The 18,291-nt window shown below is 57.5% G+C and carries 16 protein-coding genes; 7 read left to right on the top strand and 9 right to left on the bottom strand.

The annotated features are described in order from the left end of the window. Positions 1-2 precede the first annotated feature (2 nt). The gene (locus LAO21_13610) at positions 3-3,395 is read left to right on the top strand and encodes a UvrD-helicase domain-containing protein (GenBank protein MBZ5553755.1); all 3,393 of its coding nucleotides are present in this window, start codon (positions 3-5) and stop codon (positions 3,393-3,395) included. A 127-nt stretch (positions 3,396-3,522) separates the two neighbouring features. Then, on the top strand, positions 3,523-4,908 hold the full coding sequence (locus tag LAO21_13615) for an amidohydrolase family protein (GenBank protein ID MBZ5553756.1): 1,386 nt from the start codon (positions 3,523-3,525) through the stop codon (positions 4,906-4,908). A gap of 248 nt (positions 4,909-5,156) precedes the next feature. On the opposite strand, the gene LAO21_13620 is transcribed toward LAO21_13615, so the two are convergent. Continuing rightward, entirely contained in the window at positions 5,157-6,389 is a 1,233-nt protein-coding gene (locus LAO21_13620) for a DUF3300 domain-containing protein (GenBank protein ID MBZ5553757.1), read from the bottom strand. 612 nt (positions 6,390-7,001) lie between these two features. On the opposite strand from LAO21_13620, the gene LAO21_13625 reads away from it, so the two are divergent. After that, complete coding sequence (locus LAO21_13625; protein MBZ5553758.1) at positions 7,002-8,180, top strand: VWA domain-containing protein; 1,179 nt, start codon at positions 7,002-7,004, stop codon at positions 8,178-8,180. A gap of 284 nt (positions 8,181-8,464) precedes the next feature. On the opposite strand, the gene LAO21_13630 is transcribed toward LAO21_13625, so the two are convergent. The 5 genes from LAO21_13630 to LAO21_13650 all read right to left on the bottom strand — a co-directional run bounded on the left by LAO21_13630 (position 8,465) and on the right by LAO21_13650 (position 11,434). After that, positions 8,465-9,004 carry an SRPBCC domain-containing protein gene (locus LAO21_13630; protein MBZ5553759.1) on the bottom strand — a complete coding sequence of 180 codons (540 nt, stop codon included), beginning with the start codon at positions 9,002-9,004 and terminating at the stop codon, positions 8,465-8,467. 569 nt (positions 9,005-9,573) lie between these two features. Beyond that, positions 9,574-10,260 carry a transposase gene (locus LAO21_13635; GenBank protein ID MBZ5553760.1) on the bottom strand — a complete coding sequence of 229 codons (687 nt, stop codon included), beginning with the start codon at positions 10,258-10,260 and terminating at the stop codon, positions 9,574-9,576. A gap of 195 nt (positions 10,261-10,455) precedes the next feature. Then, positions 10,456-10,662: a hypothetical protein gene (locus LAO21_13640; GenBank protein ID MBZ5553761.1), complete on the bottom strand. Its 207-nt coding sequence runs from the start codon at positions 10,660-10,662 to the stop codon at positions 10,456-10,458. Positions 10,663-10,794: 132 nt separating this feature from the next. After that, entirely contained in the window at positions 10,795-11,082 is a 288-nt protein-coding gene (locus LAO21_13645; protein MBZ5553762.1) for a hypothetical protein, read from the bottom strand. 85 nt (positions 11,083-11,167) lie between these two features. After that, positions 11,168-11,434, bottom strand: coding sequence for a hypothetical protein (locus tag LAO21_13650; GenBank protein ID MBZ5553763.1), 267 nt, complete (start codon positions 11,432-11,434; stop codon positions 11,168-11,170). 269 nt (positions 11,435-11,703) lie between these two features. Here LAO21_13650 and LAO21_13655 point away from each other — a divergent pair, with 269 nt between their 5' ends. The 3 genes from LAO21_13655 to LAO21_13665 are packed head-to-tail and all read left to right on the top strand — an operon-like array spanning position 11,704 to position 13,349. Beyond that, on the top strand, positions 11,704-12,309 hold the full coding sequence (locus LAO21_13655; protein ID MBZ5553764.1) for a sigma-70 family RNA polymerase sigma factor: 606 nt from the start codon (positions 11,704-11,706) through the stop codon (positions 12,307-12,309). Then, a complete protein-coding gene (locus tag LAO21_13660; GenBank protein ID MBZ5553765.1) occupies positions 12,293-12,790 on the top strand; it encodes a hypothetical protein in 498 nt (165 codons plus the stop codon). The genes LAO21_13655 and LAO21_13660 overlap by 17 nt, the downstream gene beginning before the upstream one ends. Before the next feature lies 1 nt (position 12,791). Further along, positions 12,792-13,349: a periplasmic heavy metal sensor gene (locus LAO21_13665; protein MBZ5553766.1), complete on the top strand. Its 558-nt coding sequence runs from the start codon at positions 12,792-12,794 to the stop codon at positions 13,347-13,349. Positions 13,350-13,390: 41 nt separating this feature from the next. Here LAO21_13665 and LAO21_13670 read toward each other — a convergent pair whose 3' ends face one another. The 3 genes from LAO21_13670 to LAO21_13680 form a co-directional block, all read right to left on the bottom strand. Further along, on the bottom strand, positions 13,391-13,669 hold the full coding sequence (locus LAO21_13670; protein ID MBZ5553767.1) for a type II toxin-antitoxin system RelE/ParE family toxin: 279 nt from the start codon (positions 13,667-13,669) through the stop codon (positions 13,391-13,393). A 2-nt stretch (positions 13,670-13,671) separates the two neighbouring features. Continuing rightward, the gene (locus tag LAO21_13675; protein MBZ5553768.1) at positions 13,672-13,887 is read right to left on the bottom strand and encodes a CopG family transcriptional regulator; all 216 of its coding nucleotides are present in this window, start codon (positions 13,885-13,887) and stop codon (positions 13,672-13,674) included. Between the two features lie 187 nt (positions 13,888-14,074). Continuing rightward, on the bottom strand, positions 14,075-15,997 hold the full coding sequence (locus tag LAO21_13680; GenBank protein MBZ5553769.1) for an ABC transporter ATP-binding protein/permease: 1,923 nt from the start codon (positions 15,995-15,997) through the stop codon (positions 14,075-14,077). A 514-nt stretch (positions 15,998-16,511) separates the two neighbouring features. On the opposite strand from LAO21_13680, the gene LAO21_13685 reads away from it, so the two are divergent. Beyond that, entirely contained in the window at positions 16,512-18,275 is a 1,764-nt protein-coding gene (locus LAO21_13685) for an MOSC domain-containing protein (protein MBZ5553770.1), read from the top strand. Positions 18,276-18,291: the final 16 nt, after the last annotated feature.

Here is an 18,291-nt window from a genome sequence, read left to right on the forward strand (position 1 = left end):
CTATGATCCAGAGGCCGACCATCGATCGGGAGGCGTTCGAGGCTGCGATTTCAGAGCGGGATCGCAACGTCGTCATCGATGCAGGTGCGGGAACAGGCAAGACAACCGCCCTCATCCGAAGGTTCATCAACCTGGTGGCGCCGAACAGCAGCAATCGGGAATCCATTCCAATTGCTCGTCTCGCAGCCATTACGTTTACGCGCCGGGCGGCGGGAGAATTGCAGTTCCGCCTTCGACAGGTCTTGCTCCAGGAACTCTCGAAGAAGGCACTCTCGCAGAAGCGGGAAAGACAACTTTACGAGGCGCTTTCCTCGATCGACAGTGCCTACATCGGGACGATCCACAGCTTCTGCGACCGCCTGATGCGATTGCGTCCCGTCGAAATGAACCTGAGCCCATCGTACGAGATCCTCGAAGATCCAGCCGAGCTTGTCGCCGAGACAGTGGAATCTCTGGTCCGGGCCGCCCAAACCGGGACACTTTCCCAATTCGTTAAAGACCCATCAAGGGCAAAAGAAGCGGAAAAGACCGTCTGCGATTTTCTGGTAGCCGGGCTTCGCCTGCGCTCCTATGAGGGAGAATTTCAGACTTGGAATGGACTCGATTCCCTGGTGGAGGGATTCATCAATCATCGCGACATTCCACCCCGGGAGTTTGAAATCGGTCCGCCGGACCTCAAGAAGACCGAGAGACTGGCAAGGGAGATCATCAGAAAAATTGAATCGCTTTCGGGGGATTCGAAAGGGCATCGGCTCTTTCGATCGCTTCTGGAGCCTCTCCAGGGTTTGCTTGAACTATCAGATCCTGGAGAAGCCCTTGAAACAATGGTCCAGCTCACTGACATTAAACCGAAGACCCTGACGAAGGGAGCTGACTGCAACGGCGATGATCGCGTCTTTCGCCTGGCGAAAGACTACGGCCGCGCCAAGACAGACCGGCAATCTCCGGAGATATCCTATCAGGACCAGCTTACCCGTCCTTTTTTCCAATGGATGGCTGCTCGCCTGGTGCGTTTGTCTCCGGTCGCTACTCAAATCTATGAGTCTGTGAAGGGACGGCATCAGGCGGTGGATCACCTGGATCTGTTGCTGCAATTTCGCAATCGCATTCGTGAAAACAAGGAACTGCGGGGTTTCTATCAAGGGCTCTTTGACCACATCCTTGTGGACGAATTCCAGGACACCGACCCGTTGCAGATGGAAATCATGTTCTTCCTGGCGGAAGCCGCTCCTGCCCGTGCAAGAACTTGGGAAGAGGTCATGCTCTCGCCGGGACGGTTGACGATTGTCGGCGACCCCAAGCAGTCCATCTACCGTTTTCGGAGAGCGGACATCCGGTCCTATGATCGAGCGCGCCGGTTGCTCGGGCAACAAGGCGCCCTTGAAGTGAGCTTGGTGGCCAACTTCCGCAGCCGGCCGCAACTCATCAATGCCTTCAACCGCCGATTCAAAGAGATTCTCGGGGAGCATTTGCCGGGTACAAGTTCCGTCAATGAAATCTCTGGAAAGTCCTTATATGACCCCCTGGCTCCCAGTGGGGTCATTCAAGAGACGAGCACTCCATGCGTGCGAGGGCTACCGTATACCGGCTTCGAGAAAAAGCCGGATGGAATGCTCGTAGAAGCAGAAATGCTGGCGCGATATGTCCGTTGGATGGTCCACTCAAAAAAAGGCAAAGTGCGCGATCCCACCTCGGACGAAGAACGTGAAGTTCGCTTTGAAGATGTGACGGTTCTTGCGCGATCAACCAGTTACGTCCCGTTGCTGCTGGAGGCATTTCGGCGATACAACGTCCCTTATTCTGCCCGAGGCGGCAGACTGTTTCTCTTGGAACCGCTGGTGCGGAGGTTTATTCTTGGCCTGCGTGCGATTGCCGATCCACAGGACGGCGTCGCCCAGGCCGCCCTGTTCCGTCCACCATTTTTTGCAGTCGATTACGCGGACCTGCTTGTCGCAGAATGCGACGAAGACGCATTGAAGGGAGCCCGTGAGGAGGTCAAAGAGGCCGCGGCACGCGCGCAGTCTGCACGGGAATTTGTGCGCGACTTGAGACGACATCGCTATTCCAGACCACCTTCGGCAACGGCGCTGGACCTGCTCGAACGATCGGGGTTTGGCCGGTCGGTGGCTCTGATGCCCAACGGAGCGCTTACCCTGGGCATGATGAGAGAGATCATCATGGAGATGGACTTGATGGCGGAGAAAAGGAGCTTCGACTTCGATGGGGTGACCCAGGAAATCCGGAAATGGGTGGACGATCCCGTGCAGATGGATCCACCCGATCCGGTGGATGTCTCCGCCGTCCGCGTTCTGTCGATTCACCAGGCCAAGGGGTTGGAGTTTCCTGTGGTCATTATCTGGGACGGCTTTGATTCGATCTCGGCGGCGCGTGACCTGCCCAGGGCCTGGTACGTCAGCCACGACGGCGAGTCTTGGGGCATTGATCTGGATCCAATCAAGGTCAGTCTCCCTCCCGGAAGCACGGCATTCGATCAAGAAAAGAGTTATGCGGCCGAGGAGCGCAAGCGGTTGTATTACGTGGCCGCAACCAGGGCGCGGGATATGCTCATCCTTCCACTGCCGGATAATCCCCGGGGCGTTCCAGCGACGAGTCAACTCGCCGAGGGTCTCCCTGCCGACTTACTCCACATGGAGCGCATGTATTCCCGCGCCCTTCTGCCGGCTTGGGCGAATGGGATTTCTCCGGCGCCTTCCATCCGTGAAATCGCCACCTCCGGAGAATTTGACACGGCCATCGAGCAGTCGCAAAGGAAATGGAACGAAGCCTTGAAAGCGTCTTCCCGCCCAATCGCTGAGCCGCTAGCCGTCACCAGGGCCATCTACGAGGGCGCACCGGTCCGGGAAGAAGACGACCACCAGGCAGACCGGGAGGTTGCGTCGAGGGAAAAGAGCCGGGAGGGCCGCTACGGTTCGGAATTTGGACAGCTCGTCCATGAGGTCCTGGCCGCCGTGGTTTCCGGATCAATAACCGGTGTAAAGCAACTGATCCACGCGGCTGCGGCCCAGATCCCGGGCTGCAATCATCTCGACGAAGCCATGGGCGATATCGAGCGCGCTGTTTTGTCGCTTCGGAAGACCGGAGTCTTGGGCGATGGTTTTCAAACGGAGTCAGAATATCCAGTCGTCATGGCCGATGGAAAGGGCCATCTCCTCGTGGGCTTTGTCGACCTCGTGGCCTTGTCGTCCAAGGAGGTTTGGATTATTGACTACAAGACGAATTCAGTTTCTGCCGATTTGACGACCTCTCCCTTTCCGGAATACATCCAGCAACTTCGTACCTATGCCAGGATGTTGAACGCAGCAGGAGTGATCGGCACCCGACAGGTGAGGCAAGGGTTGCTCTTTACTGCGACCGGGCAGATCCTGGAGGTCTAGCTACCCATGCGTTGGTAGCCGTGATCCCGCTCCTTGGGATCACGGCTACCAACGCAAGCAGTTTCGTGAGCTGCATTCATTGGTCACCATAATTCATCATGCTCGATAGACGAAAGAGGAAGATCTCGTGAAAAAGGCTTGTGCTGTATTTCTTCTTCTCCTGGCAGTCCTGCTCCTGGCGCAAACCCGGCAGAACTCCGGCCAGGAGTCTTTTGCCTTGGCTCACGTCACCCTTGTTGACGTGGCCGACGGGTCGACCGTGCCCGATGTGACTGTCCTGATCACCGGCAATCAAATCGCTGACGTCGGGAAATCCGATCAAGTCCCGGTGCCGGCAGGCACGAAGGTTGTGAATGCTGAAGGCAAGTTCTTGATTCCGGGTTTGTGGGATATGCATGTCCATTGGTATGACAAGCGCTCCCTCCCGCTATTCACCGCCAATGGTGTTACCGGCATCCGGCAGATGTTTGGAACCCCGGAACTGCTGCGATGGCGCCAGGAGTTGGCCGATGGCTCACTTCAGGGACCGCGCATGATCGTCGCCAGTCCCATTCTTGACGGTCCGCGCCCGTTCTGGCCGAACTCCATCGCCGTGGGCAACGAGGGCGAGGGCCGGAAGGCCGTCCTCAAAGTCAAAAAATGGGGGGCGGACTTTGTGAAGGTCTATTCGTTTCTGCCGCGCGACGCCTACTTCGGCATCGCGGAGGAGGCGAAGGAACAAGGAATCCCTTTCGCCGGCCACGTCCCTTGGTCCGTCTCCGCGGCCGAAGCCTCCGATGCCGGGCAGAAGAGCATCGAGCACTTGACCGGCGTCTTCATGGCTTGCTCCGAGGACGAGGAGAAAATCAGAAGACAGCTTCCGCAAAATACCCCTTTCGGAGCCCGCTCCCTCATCGAAGCGAGTGCTCTTGCGAAGTACGACCGCAGGAAGGCAGCGGCGCTGTTCCAGCGGTTTGTAAAAAACGGGACGTGGCAGTGTCCCACGCTGACCGTGCTGAGGAGTTCCGCGAACAGGGAGGAAAGGGGCTTCAGGGATGATCCGCGCCTCAAGTATATGCCGACCGAAGTCAGGGAGAGATGGGAACGGAGGGCCGAAGCGCGGTCCACCATCAGGGCGGAAGAAGAATACAATTACGCCAAGAAGGTCTATCCCAAGTACTTTGAACTCATCGGCGCGATGCGGCGCGCGGGCCTTCAGTTTCTGGCCGGAACCGACACCGGAAATCCTTACTGCTTTCCAGGGTTCAGCCTGCACGATGAACTCGCGCTACTGGTTCAGGCGGGGCTGACCCCGATTGATGCGCTGCGTGCTGCCACCCTCAACCCGTCGAAGTTCCTGGGCCTCGACCGCTCATTCGGGACCATTGAGAAGGGTAAGATCGCTGACCTCGTCATGTTGGACGCCAACCCGCTGGACGATATCCGAAATACCCAGAAAATTCATGCCGTGGTGTCGAACGGTCTGTTCCTCGATCGGGACGCACTCGACAGAATGCTCGCCCGGGCAAGGTAGCCAGTGTCTAGAAAACATGTCAGAAAATTCGAAAGCCATTGTCTTCCAAAGGTCTCGAATTCTCTGGGGCGATCCTCTGGGGCGGTGCCGATCGCATAGCGGAGGTCGAGGCGAAATCAGCAGAAGAGAACTCAACCTTTCCTTCAACCCTGGTAGCTTGCTTCCGTCCGGCACTCCAGCCCTTTCCTAACACCTCACACCCATCATCTACTCTCGCCGCCTGCTTCTCATGGCGTCCCCTTGTCTCACTACTGGTTCCTTTTTTCTGACTTCGATTCCCCTTTCTTGTGCTCCTGGGTCTTTGGCGCCTCTTGCTTGTGCGACTGTTTCGGGACGGGGGTGACCTTGCGCTGTTCAGTCTTTGGTCGGATCTGTTTGTGTTCTTGCACCTGCGGCTTCACCTGCTTGTGCTCTTGTACCTGGGGACGCACTTGTTTGTGCTCTTGTACTTGTGGCCGTGTTTCCTTATGAACTTGGGTCTGGGGCCGCGATTGGGTCGTCGGGGTTCGATGTGTCATCGGCTCTCGCCCGCGGTTGCTCTCAACCCGTGGGGGAGGAGCATTGCCATGAGTCCGGGAGGGCGGGCCTCCGGCATGGCGATTGACATGGCTGTAATCCACATTCCGGTGAACACCGTTGTAGCGGTTGAGATTCTTGTAATCCACGTTGCGATTCACCACGGTGCGGTTGATATGTACGTTCCTGTAATTGTTATTGACGTAGATGTTGGTAATGTGGACGTTTGTCCGGCTGCGGCCGATCCAACCCCCGCCAACCCAGCCATGGTAGAAGACGCGGTGACCGCGCCAGTCACAGTCATGGTTCAACCAGGCGCCGATGAGAAGACCCGCTCCAAACGAGATGAGGCCCACCGCCACGATGGCTCCGGGTGCCCGGCGGTAATAGACGACGCCCGGGTCGTACACCGGCACGTAAATGTAGCGAGGCTGAGCAGGAACAATCTGCACATAGCCTCCCTCATAGATCACCTGCTGCTGCGGAGTCGTAACCAGGTTGCCGGCGGAACGGGCCATGCGGCGCAGGCGCTGGACAGCCAGCATGACATCGGTGGACTGGTCAACGTAGGCCTGTCCGAGCGAGGTGGTCCAATCGATTCGGTCGCGCATCATGTAAAGCACGCTCGGGTAATGAGCGACGGCCTTGACGCTGACGTCCCAGGGCTGCGAGTCGATGTAGTTCGGATCGTTGTTGGAACCCACCCATTGAGCGGCATCCGAAATCTGATCTACAAAGGTCGAGGCCAACAGGACCTGCGCCAGCAACGGGTCCGGGTAGAGCGCAATGGGCGCCACCAGATTGTCCAGTTGCTCCGGTGTAAATTGGACGGCATACGAAGTGTCCTCGGCCTGCTCGGTTGCGGCCAGCAAGGATGCACCCGGGTTGGGTCCCGGCAGAAGTAAAGGATCAAATCCTGTAATGCAGAAACAAATGACGAGTAATATGGCGAGAGTTTTTCGCACCTTGGGTCTCTCCTTCTGGTGAGTCTGAGATTAATGCGCCAGTCGCTCACCACACCGGGCGCAATCAATGTCTTTTCCTGGCAGTCCCAGGATGAAATCTGATTCAATCGTACGATCCTTCGGTCTGCCCGCTTGGTTGCTTCCACCCTTGAACAATGCACCGTCCCTTGTCTTGCGCAAAAGGGGTTCACCGATTCAACGATCTGCCGCCCAGCTTTTCAGCGGGACATTTCGGTTGATTGACATCACAGGATGGCTATGCCACTGGCCCGCAGAATCCTGGACCGTTTGGCAAAAATCCTGAGCGCTGTTGACGAAGGCCGAATGGCTTTCGCCAACCAATCTCCATCCCTTAAACTCCAGAGCTCCCACGCCTTCCCTCAATAACACTAAAAATGCCTGGGAACAACAAAAAAGGGGTTCCCACGCAAAGAGTTAAATGAGTTTTCATTAAAGAATATGTCGGGGATCACATCACCGTACCAATAACGGCTCGAATCAAGATTCTGTCCACAAGAATCCGGGGAGCTCGCAACTCGGTGACAAAAAATCCCATCAAAGCAAGAACATTGAGTGAACCGGATCTGAAAATTCTCCTGTAGGGGTAGACACATGGCCAAGGTACCCGAAGCGTTGATTTCAAGATCAAAGAAGCAACTACACAACGACTGCGCCCTCCGGTTCCGCAGTCGGCTGTTCAAACGGGGGTTACGAGGTCGGCGATCGGTTCGGCCAGGATACTGGTTCCTGCTGATGTGCATGCTCCTTCCGAATTGGCCGGTGCAGGGCCAGCAGAAACCTGACATCTCCATTGAAGTCAAAGGGGTCACCCTCCTGGCGACAGTGCGAGACAAGCATGGACAAATCGTGCGCAACCTCACCCAAAATGATTTTCTCCTGGAGCAGGATGGCCATCCGCAGACCATTCGCTATTTCACCCAGGAAGCCAATCTTCCACTGACGCTCGGGCTGCTGGTCGACACCAGCATGAGCCAGAGGCGTGTTCTGGAACAGGAGCGCCGGGCCAGCTACAGTTTCCTGGATCAAGTGCTGCGCCCCGACAAGGACTCGGCCTTCGTGATTCACTTCGACCGGGAGGTGGAACTCCTCCAGGATCTCACCTCGTCGCGGCAAAAACTGGAGTCCGCGCTGGGGCTGCTGCAGGTGCCAGAGCCCGGGGAAGAGAGTGGACGCCGTTCTCCGGGCCAGCGACCCGGCCAGCGGCCAGGCCAGAGCCGCGGTGGGATGGGACGGCGGGTTGGTACCTTGCTCTATGACTCGGTCCTGCTGGCATCCAACGAACTGATGCAGAAACAGCAGGGCCGCAAAGCCCTTATCATTCTCTCCGATGGCGTGGATATCGGCAGCAAGACGACCCTGGAACAAGCCATCGAGTCGGCACAACGCGCCGACACCCTGGTCTACTCCATTCTGTTTCGCGACGAGGAGGGATATGGGCGCGCGGGCGGTTTTGGCGGTCCCGGCATGGGCGGTGGGATGGGACGGCGCGGGGGTCAGGGCAGGCAATACCCTCAAGAGTCACGGCCGGATGGAAAGAAAATTCTAGAACGCCTCTCCCTGGAGACCGGCGCCCGCCTCTTTGAAGTTTCAAAGAAGGAGCCTATCGACAAAATCTATACCCAAATTCAAGAGGAATTGCGCGGTCAGTACAGCCTCGGCTACACCCCCGAGAAAGCGGATTCCGGGCCGGGCTATCATAGGGTGCATCTCACGACCCGGCAGAAGGATCTGGTGGTGCAAACGCGCGACGGATATTACGCAGAGAGGTAAGTTCCAAGTTCCAAGGTCCAAGTCCAGGGTCCAAAGTCCAAAGTCCAAGGTCCAAAAAGAACCAGTCCAAAGTTCCAAGGTCCAAGTCCAAAGTCAGATCCACTCCAGCCCTTTCCGGCTTCTCTTACTTGAAACCTGATAGCTCAAACCCACTTCTTCTACTTCCGGGATCTTACTTCCTTTCGCTGACAACTGGCAACTGAGAACTGGCAACTGCTTTCCTGACACCCGACACCAGGCACCTGATACCTCTCTTGCCGTCTCTTCAACTGGCCCCGAACCCTCTACTTCAATGCAGGCTTGCCTGTTTCAACATATGTCTTGAAGCGATTGAACTGCTCGCCGAGGACGGCGTCAACGATGGGAGCGATCTTTTCAAAACCTCCCTGCATATACCCGCCAACACTGTAGGAGAGCACCACTTTTGTGGTTGTGGCGTTCGAAGTGAGGCTCCAGGTCATACTCCCGGCGATGCCCGATTCCTGCAATGGACCCAGGGCCCCGGTCATCCGCAGTAGGTGACCGGGAGAGGCAAAAGCAACAGTCATATGACTGACCCCGCCCCCGTTTGGAAGCTTCTCGCAAAAGCATCCCCCCGGGCGCGCATCGATCGACAAGTTCTTAGAGTCCTGGGAATACGTGTGCGCAGGGCTCCACCAGCTTCCGACACCGCTGGTCAATGCGGTGTAAACCTTATCCGCTGGAGCGTTGATCGTGGTTTCGTGCCGGACGAGAAATCCTGCCGGGGCAACGTTAACAACCTCTGCAAATGCCAGGGTCCCCAGAATGAGAACAGCTGCGGAAAACGAGATGAGTCGGAACATCAAGGTACCTCCAGATAGTCATCCGAATTTGAAGGAGAAACACTAACAACCAAGCCGCCGCCTCACGTCAAGTACCCACCCCCAGCAGAGGGACTGTCCCTAGGGACAGTCCCTTTTTAGATCCAGATGAATAAGCCTTCGTTGACTTACAGAATCGCCTTTGTTTGACGATTCGTGGACTTCACCACGGCCATTGTAAACGAGGTGCTATGCCCTTTCAAGCGTCCCCAGATTCAAACTTGCCTCTGTGCTCCTATGACCTGTGAAGGCTTCTGGATTTGGACGGACGCACCCCTCGACTTCGGGGGGCTGCGATTGAGCATGGAGAAGGGTTCGTGGCGAGATAGAGTTTAGGGGGAATGTCTATGGGGGGCCAAGTCCCAACAACCTGGTGCTTACTCTTTCTTGCCAAGGGGGTCTTCCCAGACGACTTTTCCCATCGCAAACTCTGAGGGGGATCCTAAGTCGAAAGTGGAAAAGGGACTGTCCCTAGGGACAGTCCCTTTTTCCGGTGGAACAAGGTTGAACAGGGGGCGCCTGTCTTATTCCTTTAGAATCAATGGGGCCTTTTACCCATTAGTCCAGGAAACCTTCCTTCTCGGATGTTCTATTCGAGAGATGTGAAGCTGGCGACTCAACTCGGATTCGATCTCCGCGATAAAGCGGTCTGAACCACACGGCCTCCCGCGAAGTGTAGCTTGCGCCAGGCGGCGACGGAATAACGGATCGTCGTCTCGCTCCAACAATTGTTGCCAGCGAGCCGGGCTGAAGGTCGATTCCCATAAGTCCATATTCAACATTTTCATCGAATCCTGACCTGTGACATGAGCAACAGCACTCGACCAAGGGTAATCCCAAGCCTGTGCGACAATTCCCGCACGCACGGGGTTGCGCTCTACATAACTGAGGGCGGTCCACAAGTGTGGCTCATCCAGGGGACAAGAGAAGAAACGATCTTCCCACAGGTGACCGCTGCGCCCGAAACGCAGGTTGACATACTGAGCATACCGCGAGTGAATACGGCACAGCGCCTTGGCCAGGGAATCCTCTTCGTGGGGGACTAGAATTTCGTGGATGTGATTGGTCATCAGACAGAATCCGAGCAATTCCACGTTGAACTTCTGGAGATATATTTCCAACAAGCCTAGGTAGAACTGGTAGTCCTCCAGCTCATGGAAAACGTCTTGTTGATCGTTTCCCCGCAGAGTAACGTGGTGGGGGACATTGAGGGCGACGACTCGAGCAATGCGCGGCATTTTGGGTCTCCTCTCGTCTTCAAGCGCACCTTCTCCGAAGAGAATGGCGCCAATTGACCCTCCGTAACGTGAGGGGGCCCAGTTGGGTCAACGTGCAAAGGGGTATCTCTGGGGGGATTGATCAGACCGTATTGTAATATGTCCTTGATTCCAATTCAAGAATCTCAAGCGGATAAAGCGAAAAAGGGACAGTCCCTAGGGACTGTCCCTCCGCCCGGAAGGATCAAGGTCAAGACATTGGCACTCAGATTCATGGCATCCACACCACAGGCATCTCGCCTCGCCGTTCAGGTCGTAATCGACAAGTAACCAGGGTTCTTCATCCGGAAGGTCATCGAGCGCGGCATCCCGCATCCCCATCAGGGCTATGCCACTAAAAACACCGCGCCAAAAATCTTTCATCGATCTCCCTCCCCACAACCACTCATCCGCCCGTTGGCCAAACCCGTAGAGGCTCCCACCCTGCCAGCACGGATCAGCAATCTGACCTTCATATGAGCACACCACCGGAGGAAGATCCGGGATTCTCGACGATCATTTCATGGGGCCAAGGGGTTCTCCCTTGCGAAATGATTCAAGCGTCCACAGGTTGTCCCGCTCGTGGTGGCGCAGGATGTAAAGGTCGCCGTCGCCGGCTCGTACCCGGAAGTAGATGGCGGCCGGGTCATACCACCGGTCCATTACCTCTTCGACCGCCAACCAACGCTCCCCCAGCTGAAAGCGGAGCGGCCGCTCGTCGGCCTTGAAGCCCGAATAGCACTCCACCTGCACAATCATCATCGTTGCGCCCAATCCTTTGTTTCCTGCCAAAACGGAGATCATCGCCGGAATTCAGCCAGCCGCAGGCAGGGACATCGGCTGTCGGATCGAAGATCCGCGACCTGAACTCCGTGTGACCCGCATAGGCCTAAAGGTGCTGGACACACGCTTTATCACACGTCAGCGGAGGCCCATTAAGAAGCGAACAATACTGAACGTCGGTCACCTTCAGTCCGGCATAGGAACACACGAACTTCGCCTCCCTTTGGTCTGCAAGAACCTTGGCTTGTCTCTTTAACGTGGGGCATCGCACGGACCGTTTCCTCAGGCCAGGGCCCCATTGCCAAATGGCATAGCCCACGGCGACCCAAGACACCAGCCCCGCCACAATCGCGAGTAAAAGAGTGAACGTCATAGGGAAATCCTCCTTTCGCAGGGGTTCGGGTAAACGTCCCGAAAGCACATCGCTATTGTCATTCTACCTAAAGCGCCCCCTGATGTATATGACAGCGAATCGCGAGGAAATGACCAGCTCTGCTCTTCAAGCCTTGCGCCCCCCTCCTTACTTTCACGCACCAACCTTACATCCCGCGCCATATAAGTCGAATTTCCTATATACAGACAGCCAGGGTACCGTGTAATCCTTTCGTAGCCGGATTCGTCTTTATCTAGCAGGGAGAGGATATGGGGCAGAATGAAGAGGGGGTTGTTTTGAGCGCCGTCCAGGAGAGGGCATGTATCGGCATGGCTGAACTCGATGACTTCGACCTCCTCGTACGAAACCATCAGCGCCGGATCTACCGGGTTCTACTCGGCATGGTCCGCGATGTCGATGCAGCGGAGACCTTGACCCAAGAGTGTTTCCTGAGGGCATATCAGAATCGTGCTTCTTTCCGGGGGGAGGCGAGTGCGGGCGTCTGGCTCTTCAAGATCGCGATCAACCTGGCCCGGGATCATCGACGAAGTCGCTTTCGGCAATTCTGGCACAACTTGTTCTCGGGTCCAAGCGAAGTGGCCGATGCCGGAGAAAGGCTGCCCGACCCTCATGCCTCTCCAGAGCAGACGCTTCTGGCACAGGAGGGCATGGCCAAAGTTTGGGCTGCCGTGGAATTGCTTCCCCCTCGACAGCGCGCCGTCTTCATCCTTCGCTTCGTCGAGGAAATGAGCCTTGGGGAAATCGCCGAGTCGACCTCCCTGAAAGTGGGAACGGTCAAGGCGCATTTGTTCCGTGCCGTCAGCGCTGTCCGGCAACGAGTTCAGGAAGGAGCCAACGATGATGAACCATCTTAGCGGGGACCAAGTCACCGAATGGGTCTGTGGCACGAATGAGGAGAGTGTGAAGCTTCATCTCGAGTCCTGCGATGCTTGCCGTCTCGAAGTGGAACGCATGCAGGCGACGTTCTCCAGTTTTCGCGATTCGGTCCACGCCCTGGCTCAACGAAATGACAGTTTCTGGAGAAGGCAGCAGTTTACCATCCGGGAACGTCTTTCGGTGAAATCCTGGTTCCCTTCAGCCTCCTGGGTATGGGCGACGGCAATGCTTGTAGTGCTGGTGGCTTCCCTGCTCATGATGCGCACTTCAAGGATTCCTCGGTATGGCACAACCGAGGCGGCAGACGAAATCTTGTTACAGGAGGTTCAAGGGGACATTGCCCGGGAGTTTCCCGAGGCCCTGGCCCCGGCGGTGCTGATCGCAGAGGAAAGAAATGAGATCTTAAACCGAAAAGGCAGTCACCCATCAAAGAACACATCAAGAGAAGGAGTCCAGTGAAATGAAAAAATCAATCCTCTTGTTAGCCGTTATGATCTTCATTCTCCCGATCGGAGGGTTGGCCCTTGCCCAGGAGACCCCTCCGCCTGCCCAGGCGCCAGCCGCCAAAACTATGCCTCCACCGATGATGCACCGGTCGGCTGGGCCTGCATCCGCCATGGGTCTGCGCGGCCCGGGAAAATGGTGGAAAAACTCCGAGCTGATGCAGAAGTTAGGCGTCCGAGATGACCAGATCCAGAGAATCGAAAAAATTTTTCAAGATCAGCGCCTTCAGCTCATCGATCTGCATGCCGCGCTCGACAAGCAAGAAGCGATCCTCGAACCGCTGGTTGAAGCGGACCAGCCGGACGAATCGCAAGTGTTCGCTCAGATCGACAAAGTCGCCCAAGCGAGAGCTAACCTGGAAAAATCAAATGCCCAGATGCTCCTCGCAATCCGCCGCGTTCTCACCGTCGATCAGTGGAAACAACTTCGAGACCAACCGGGCATCGCACCGAACCGCGGCGGGCGAGGATTTGGGCCCCCTGCGCCACCTGCTGCTCCTCCACCCGCGCTTTGAAGTCATGAAGACTGTCCCCCCGCAACGGGGACAGTCTTCACTTAAAATGTCTCCGGCCAGCGCCGCCCCGAATGTAGCACCGCGAGAACCTCGACTTGGTCCCGCCGAATGCGGTAGGGAACAAGAAAGGGTGTACCGGCAATGATGAGTTCACGGGTTCCCTCAACGCGGCCTGAACGGCCGAGGCTAGGGTGTTCTTCCAATACCGTGACGGCGGTGAGAATGCGTTGGATCCCTTTATCCGCCGAGATCGGGCTTTCCGAAGCAATATACTCATGGGTGCACTTCAGGTGTCCGACCGCCAAAGGCGTCCAGCGCAGCTTCACCGGCGTCGCCGCCACCCAGCAGCCATCTTCGTGACTCTCCCGTGACCAATCAGCTTTCCGCGGCCGGCCTGCCGCAAGCCTTCCTTGATCTGCTCAATCTGCCACTCCTGAACCTTCAGATAGGCAGCCACCGCCTCATTGAGCAAATAGCTACGATCGCGGTCGAGAGCTTCGGCCAAAGTGTCGAGGGTGCTCACTTTATCGGAATCCAAACGAAAGCTAACGGTCTGCTTATCCATATCACGATATAGTACGTTGTATGACACCATCATGCAATGACATTTCCAAAGAATCCTGACATGATATCACTTCATAGTTTGGGAGCGGGTCAGCTTCGATCGGACGGAGTGGCGGAGGATTCCAATTTTAGGTCCCTATTCCAGCGGCTTATCACCGGGATTACGGCCGCCGTTCACGGATCAGGCGGATCGCTTCAGGAAGGGCCGCGCCCTTCTGTCCGGCAGGAGGAATCTCAACCTCGGCGTTCGCACCGGCTTCTTCGGTCTCCCCTGCCGTTTCTCCGGGCGCCAGGAAAAGATTGGCCTCCATGCCGTGCTGTTTTGTATAGAGGTCGTAGTAGCGGCCGGCGGCAGCGTAGAGGGTTTCATGGGTGCCACGCTCGATGATCCGGCCGGCCTCGATCACCAGGATCTGGTCGGCGCGGCGGATCGTCGATAAGCGGTGAGCGATGACGAAGGTGGTTCGCCCCTGCATCAGGTAGCGCAGCCCCTCCTGGATTAAAGACTCGGATTCCGAGTCCAGGCTTGAAGTGGCCTCGTCCAGAATGAGGATCCGCGGGTCCGCCAGGATGGCCCGGGCAATGGAAACGCGCTGCTTCTGGCCCCCGGAAAGTTTGACGCCGCGCTCCCCCACCACCGTCTCGTACTTCTTCTCGAACGTTTCAGCGAATTCATCCACGCGAGCGATGCGGCACGCGGCGAGGATCTCTTCCTCGGTAGCCTCAGGGCGGCCGAAGGAGACATTTTCACGAATAGAGCCGTCGAAAAGAAATGTCTCCTGCAGGACCACGCCGAGTTGTGTGCGGTAGGAATCGAGCCGCACATTCGACAGATCAATCCCGTCCACCAGCACACGTCCCTCGGTCGGCACATAAAACGCGGCGATGAGCCCGATCACAGTGGACTTGCCCGCCCCCGAGGGGCCCACCAGCGCCGTCACCGTCCCCGGCTTTGATTCGAAGCTGATGTCCATGAGCACCGGCTTTCCCGTGTCGTAGGCAAAGCCGACATGCTCGAAGGACACCTGCCCGCCGATGCGGTCGAGGTTCACGTTACGCTGGGGGTCTGTGTCCTCGGGCTTCTCGTTCAGGATCTCGCGTGTGCGTTCGAGTCCGGCGATGGCTTCGGTAATCTGAGTGCCGATGGCCACGATCTGGAAGACGGGAGCCACCAGCATGCCCAGGAAAATCGTGTAGGTGATGAACGTGCCAAGCGTCATGCTGCCGGAGAGGATTCGATGGGCGCCCAGGAGCATAATCGCAGCGCTGACCAGGCCCATCAGGGCCGTTGCCGAGAGGCTCATCAGCGAAGTCGCGGTCAGCGTCTTGAGCACGTTGTCGAGCAGGCGCTGGACCCCGGACGCAAAGACCTTCGCTTCGCGTTCTTCCGCGTGGTATCCCTTCACGACGCGAACCCCGCCCAGCGATTCCGTGAGCCGTCCCGTCACTTCTGCATTGATCTTGGGTCGCGCCCGGAAGATCGGCCGTATCGTCTTGAACGCCTTGTTCAGCCCGACTCCGAACACCAATAAGACAGCAAACGCGACGGCCGTCATGGTGACGCTGATGCGCAGCAGAATTACCAGGGCGAGAACCGCGGTCATCAGCCCGCCGACAAACTCCACCAGGCCGGTTCCGATGAGGTTTCGGACCCCTTCGACGTCGCTCATGATGCGTGAAACGAGCGTGCCCGTCTTATTAGCGTCGTAGAAAGACACCGGAAGGCGTCCGATGTGGGCCTGCACTTGGCGGCGAAGGTCCGCGATCATCTTCTGCGCCGACTTGGAGAGCAGCTGGGTCAGAGTGAACGAAGTGATCCCCTGCACCACCGTGGCGGCGGCCACGGTGAGCACGATGGGCATGAGCAGTTGGATCTGTTTCTTGCTGATAACATCGTCGATCAGGTACTTCGTCGAAGCCGGCAGAATCAGCCCCGAGACGCGGTTGATGCCCATCAACACAAGACCGACGGCCAGAATCCCGCGCCTGGGTTTGATTAGCGCTATGACGTCAGGCAGCAACTCCCAGGAGTGCTTCTTTTTTGCGGGTTGGGTCGACGGAGCGATGCTGATTCCAGCTTTCATTGGATCTCACCCGGGGTGAACAATTTGTACTCAACCAGTGACGGCAGGATTGTAACACTGTTAGGGTTGGACCCGAATGGGTCAGGCGGTAGGCGGGAGATACCAAGAAAACCATGAGCCGGGTGAAGGGGTGGCAGGTTGAATCTGAACCATCCGCCAGCTGCCTCCGGTGGAATTTTCCAGTCGAAGGAAGTTCAAACTTAGAGAGACGAGTTTCTCCCGGGACTCCTGGACTCATTTTCTGAGCCAATGAAGAAAGCTTACTGCCCTTCGTTCGCAATACCTTTTGCCTTCAGACGTCCCAGGTGGAACATTTCGCTTGAACTCGCCCGGAGCAAGTCCTAGACTTTTCAAGACACTGGCAAATTGCGATCGCCCCGCCGTAGGGCGGAATGGGAACGAGAACTCTTTGACCCTCGACGCGTGTTGCGGGCGGGAGAGTTCAGGTTCCGTGGAAAGGACTGACCTTCCCCAATGGTGTTCACACTCAAAAAAATATCTCCAGGAGGATCTGATGGCGCGACTTCTCTCAGTTAATGTCGGCCTTCCGCGCGACATCACGTGGCATGGAAAGACCGTCCACACCTCGGTTTGGAAGAACTCGATTCAGGGTCGAAGGATGGTCCGACGGCTCAACATCGACGGCGACCAGCAGGGAGATCTCGCCGGCCATGGGGGAGAGCACCGGGCAGTTCTTGTTTACCAGATGGATTCCTATCGTCACTGGGAGCGCCGCCTTGGACGCAGCAACTTCACCTACGGCCAGTTTGGAGAGAACTTCACAGTTGAGGGTTTGGCGGACGAAGAAGTCTGTATCGGCGATCGGTTCAAGATGGGCGGCGCCGTCTTTGAAGTGACGCAACCCCGCGTCACGTGTTACCGCGTCGGCATCCGGATGGAGGAACCCCGAATGGCGGCACTGCTCACTTCCAGCGGCAAACCCGGTTTCTATTTCCGTGTATTGCAGGAGGGCGAAGTGGGGGAGGGGGACGAGATTGTCAAGACGGCTGACGGCACCGAGCGGATGACGGTCACGGAAGTGAATGCATTGCTCTACATGCCCGGCCATCCTCGGAATCAACTCGAGCGCGCGCTCCGGATTCCCGCTTTGAGCGCCGGGTGGAGGAATTCTTTTCAGTCCTTGCTTCAGCAGGAACAAGGGGGTGGTTCGGTAAGCGGCAATGCCGGGCTTGGGCCGGTGGCCGGTCCTCCCCCTGCTTGGCCAGGTTTCCGTCGACTGCGGGTCGCCCGGATCGATCGTGAGAGCAGCACCGTACTCTCGCTCGTCCTCGTGCCGTCCGATACACAACCTCTCATGACGCCCCTGCCGGGACAATTCGTGGTGCTGAGGCTCCAGCCAACCCCCGGGGCGCCTCCCTTGTTGCGGAGTTACTCGTTGTCTGATCAACCCGGGACCGATCACTACCGCGTAAGTGTCAAACGAGAGGCGAAGGGGGTGGCCAGCACTTATCTGCACGAGCGGCTCCGTGCAGGTGACGTCTTGGAGGTGAGTGCCCCGAGAGGGAGTTTCACATTGCGGCCCGGCGACCGCCCGGTTGTTCTGCTCAGTGCCGGCGTAGGGGCGACGCCCGTGCTCGCCATGCTGCACGCATTGTCTGTGGAGGCCTCGCCGCGTGAGGTCTGGTGGCTGTATGGAGCCCGCAGCCGGGACGACCACCCCTTCGCCGATGAGTCCCGACGCCTCCTCGAATCGCTCTCTCACGGCCACAGTCACATCCGGTACAGCCGTCCCGGCCGCGGGGATCGACCCGGCCTGGATTTCGATTCCGCCGGGCATCTTGACATTTCGTTGCTCGATAAACTGGGCATCGCGCGTGACCCCGAATTCTACCTTTGCGGTCCTCCTGCGTTCCTGCAGCAGTTCTCTGCCGGCCTCAAGGATCGGGGAGCCCCATCGGAATGTGTGCACACAGAAGTTTTCGGTCCGGGCGAGTCCAGCACGCCCGGGGTGGTCGAAGCTTCCCATCCGCCGCCCCATTTGCCGGCAGGTCCTGAGGGCTCGGGCCCGCGTGTCTCATTCGCCCGCAGCGGATTGACCGTACGATGGAATTCCTCATATCAAAGCCTGCTCGAACTCGCGGAGGCCTGCGATGTCCCTGCGAAGTGGTCCTGTCGGACCGGGGTCTGTCACAATTGTGAAAGCGGGCTGGTCGCTGGGGCGGTCCATTACAGTCCCAATCCCCTCGATCCGCCCGCCGACGGCAACCTGCTGATCTGTTGCTCTCAGCCTGAAAGCGATCTCGTCATCGACTTGTAATAGGGAGCGCCCGCGT

The organism is Terriglobia bacterium (assembly GCA_020073085.1).
Lineage (GTDB): Bacteria > Acidobacteriota > Terriglobia > JAIQFV01 > JAIQFV01 > JAIQFV01.

Coding starts and splice junctions, on each gene's coding strand:
- LAO21_13680 (MBZ5553769.1), bottom strand. CDS start 15,997: ATGAAAGCTGGAATCAGCATCGCTCCGTCGACCCAACCCGCAAAAAAG.
- LAO21_13610 (MBZ5553755.1), top strand. CDS start 3: ATGATCCAGAGGCCGACCATCGATCGGGAGGCGTTCGAGGCTGCGATT.
- LAO21_13660 (MBZ5553765.1), top strand. CDS start 12,293: ATGATGAACCATCTTAGCGGGGACCAAGTCACCGAATGGGTCTGTGGC.
- LAO21_13665 (MBZ5553766.1), top strand. CDS start 12,792: ATGAAAAAATCAATCCTCTTGTTAGCCGTTATGATCTTCATTCTCCCG.
- LAO21_13625 (MBZ5553758.1), top strand. CDS start 7,002: ATGGCCAAGGTACCCGAAGCGTTGATTTCAAGATCAAAGAAGCAACTA.
- LAO21_13685 (MBZ5553770.1), top strand. CDS start 16,512: ATGGCGCGACTTCTCTCAGTTAATGTCGGCCTTCCGCGCGACATCACG.
- LAO21_13640 (MBZ5553761.1), bottom strand. CDS start 10,662: ATGAAAGATTTTTGGCGCGGTGTTTTTAGTGGCATAGCCCTGATGGGG.
- LAO21_13650 (MBZ5553763.1), bottom strand. CDS start 11,434: ATGACGTTCACTCTTTTACTCGCGATTGTGGCGGGGCTGGTGTCTTGG.
- LAO21_13630 (MBZ5553759.1), bottom strand. CDS start 9,004: ATGTTCCGACTCATCTCGTTTTCCGCAGCTGTTCTCATTCTGGGGACC.
- LAO21_13635 (MBZ5553760.1), bottom strand. CDS start 10,260: ATGCCGCGCATTGCTCGAGTCGTCGCCCTCAATGTCCCCCACCACGTT.
- LAO21_13655 (MBZ5553764.1), top strand. CDS start 11,704: ATGGGGCAGAATGAAGAGGGGGTTGTTTTGAGCGCCGTCCAGGAGAGG.
- LAO21_13645 (MBZ5553762.1), bottom strand. CDS start 11,082: ATGATCTCCGTTTTGGCAGGAAACAAAGGATTGGGCGCAACGATGATG.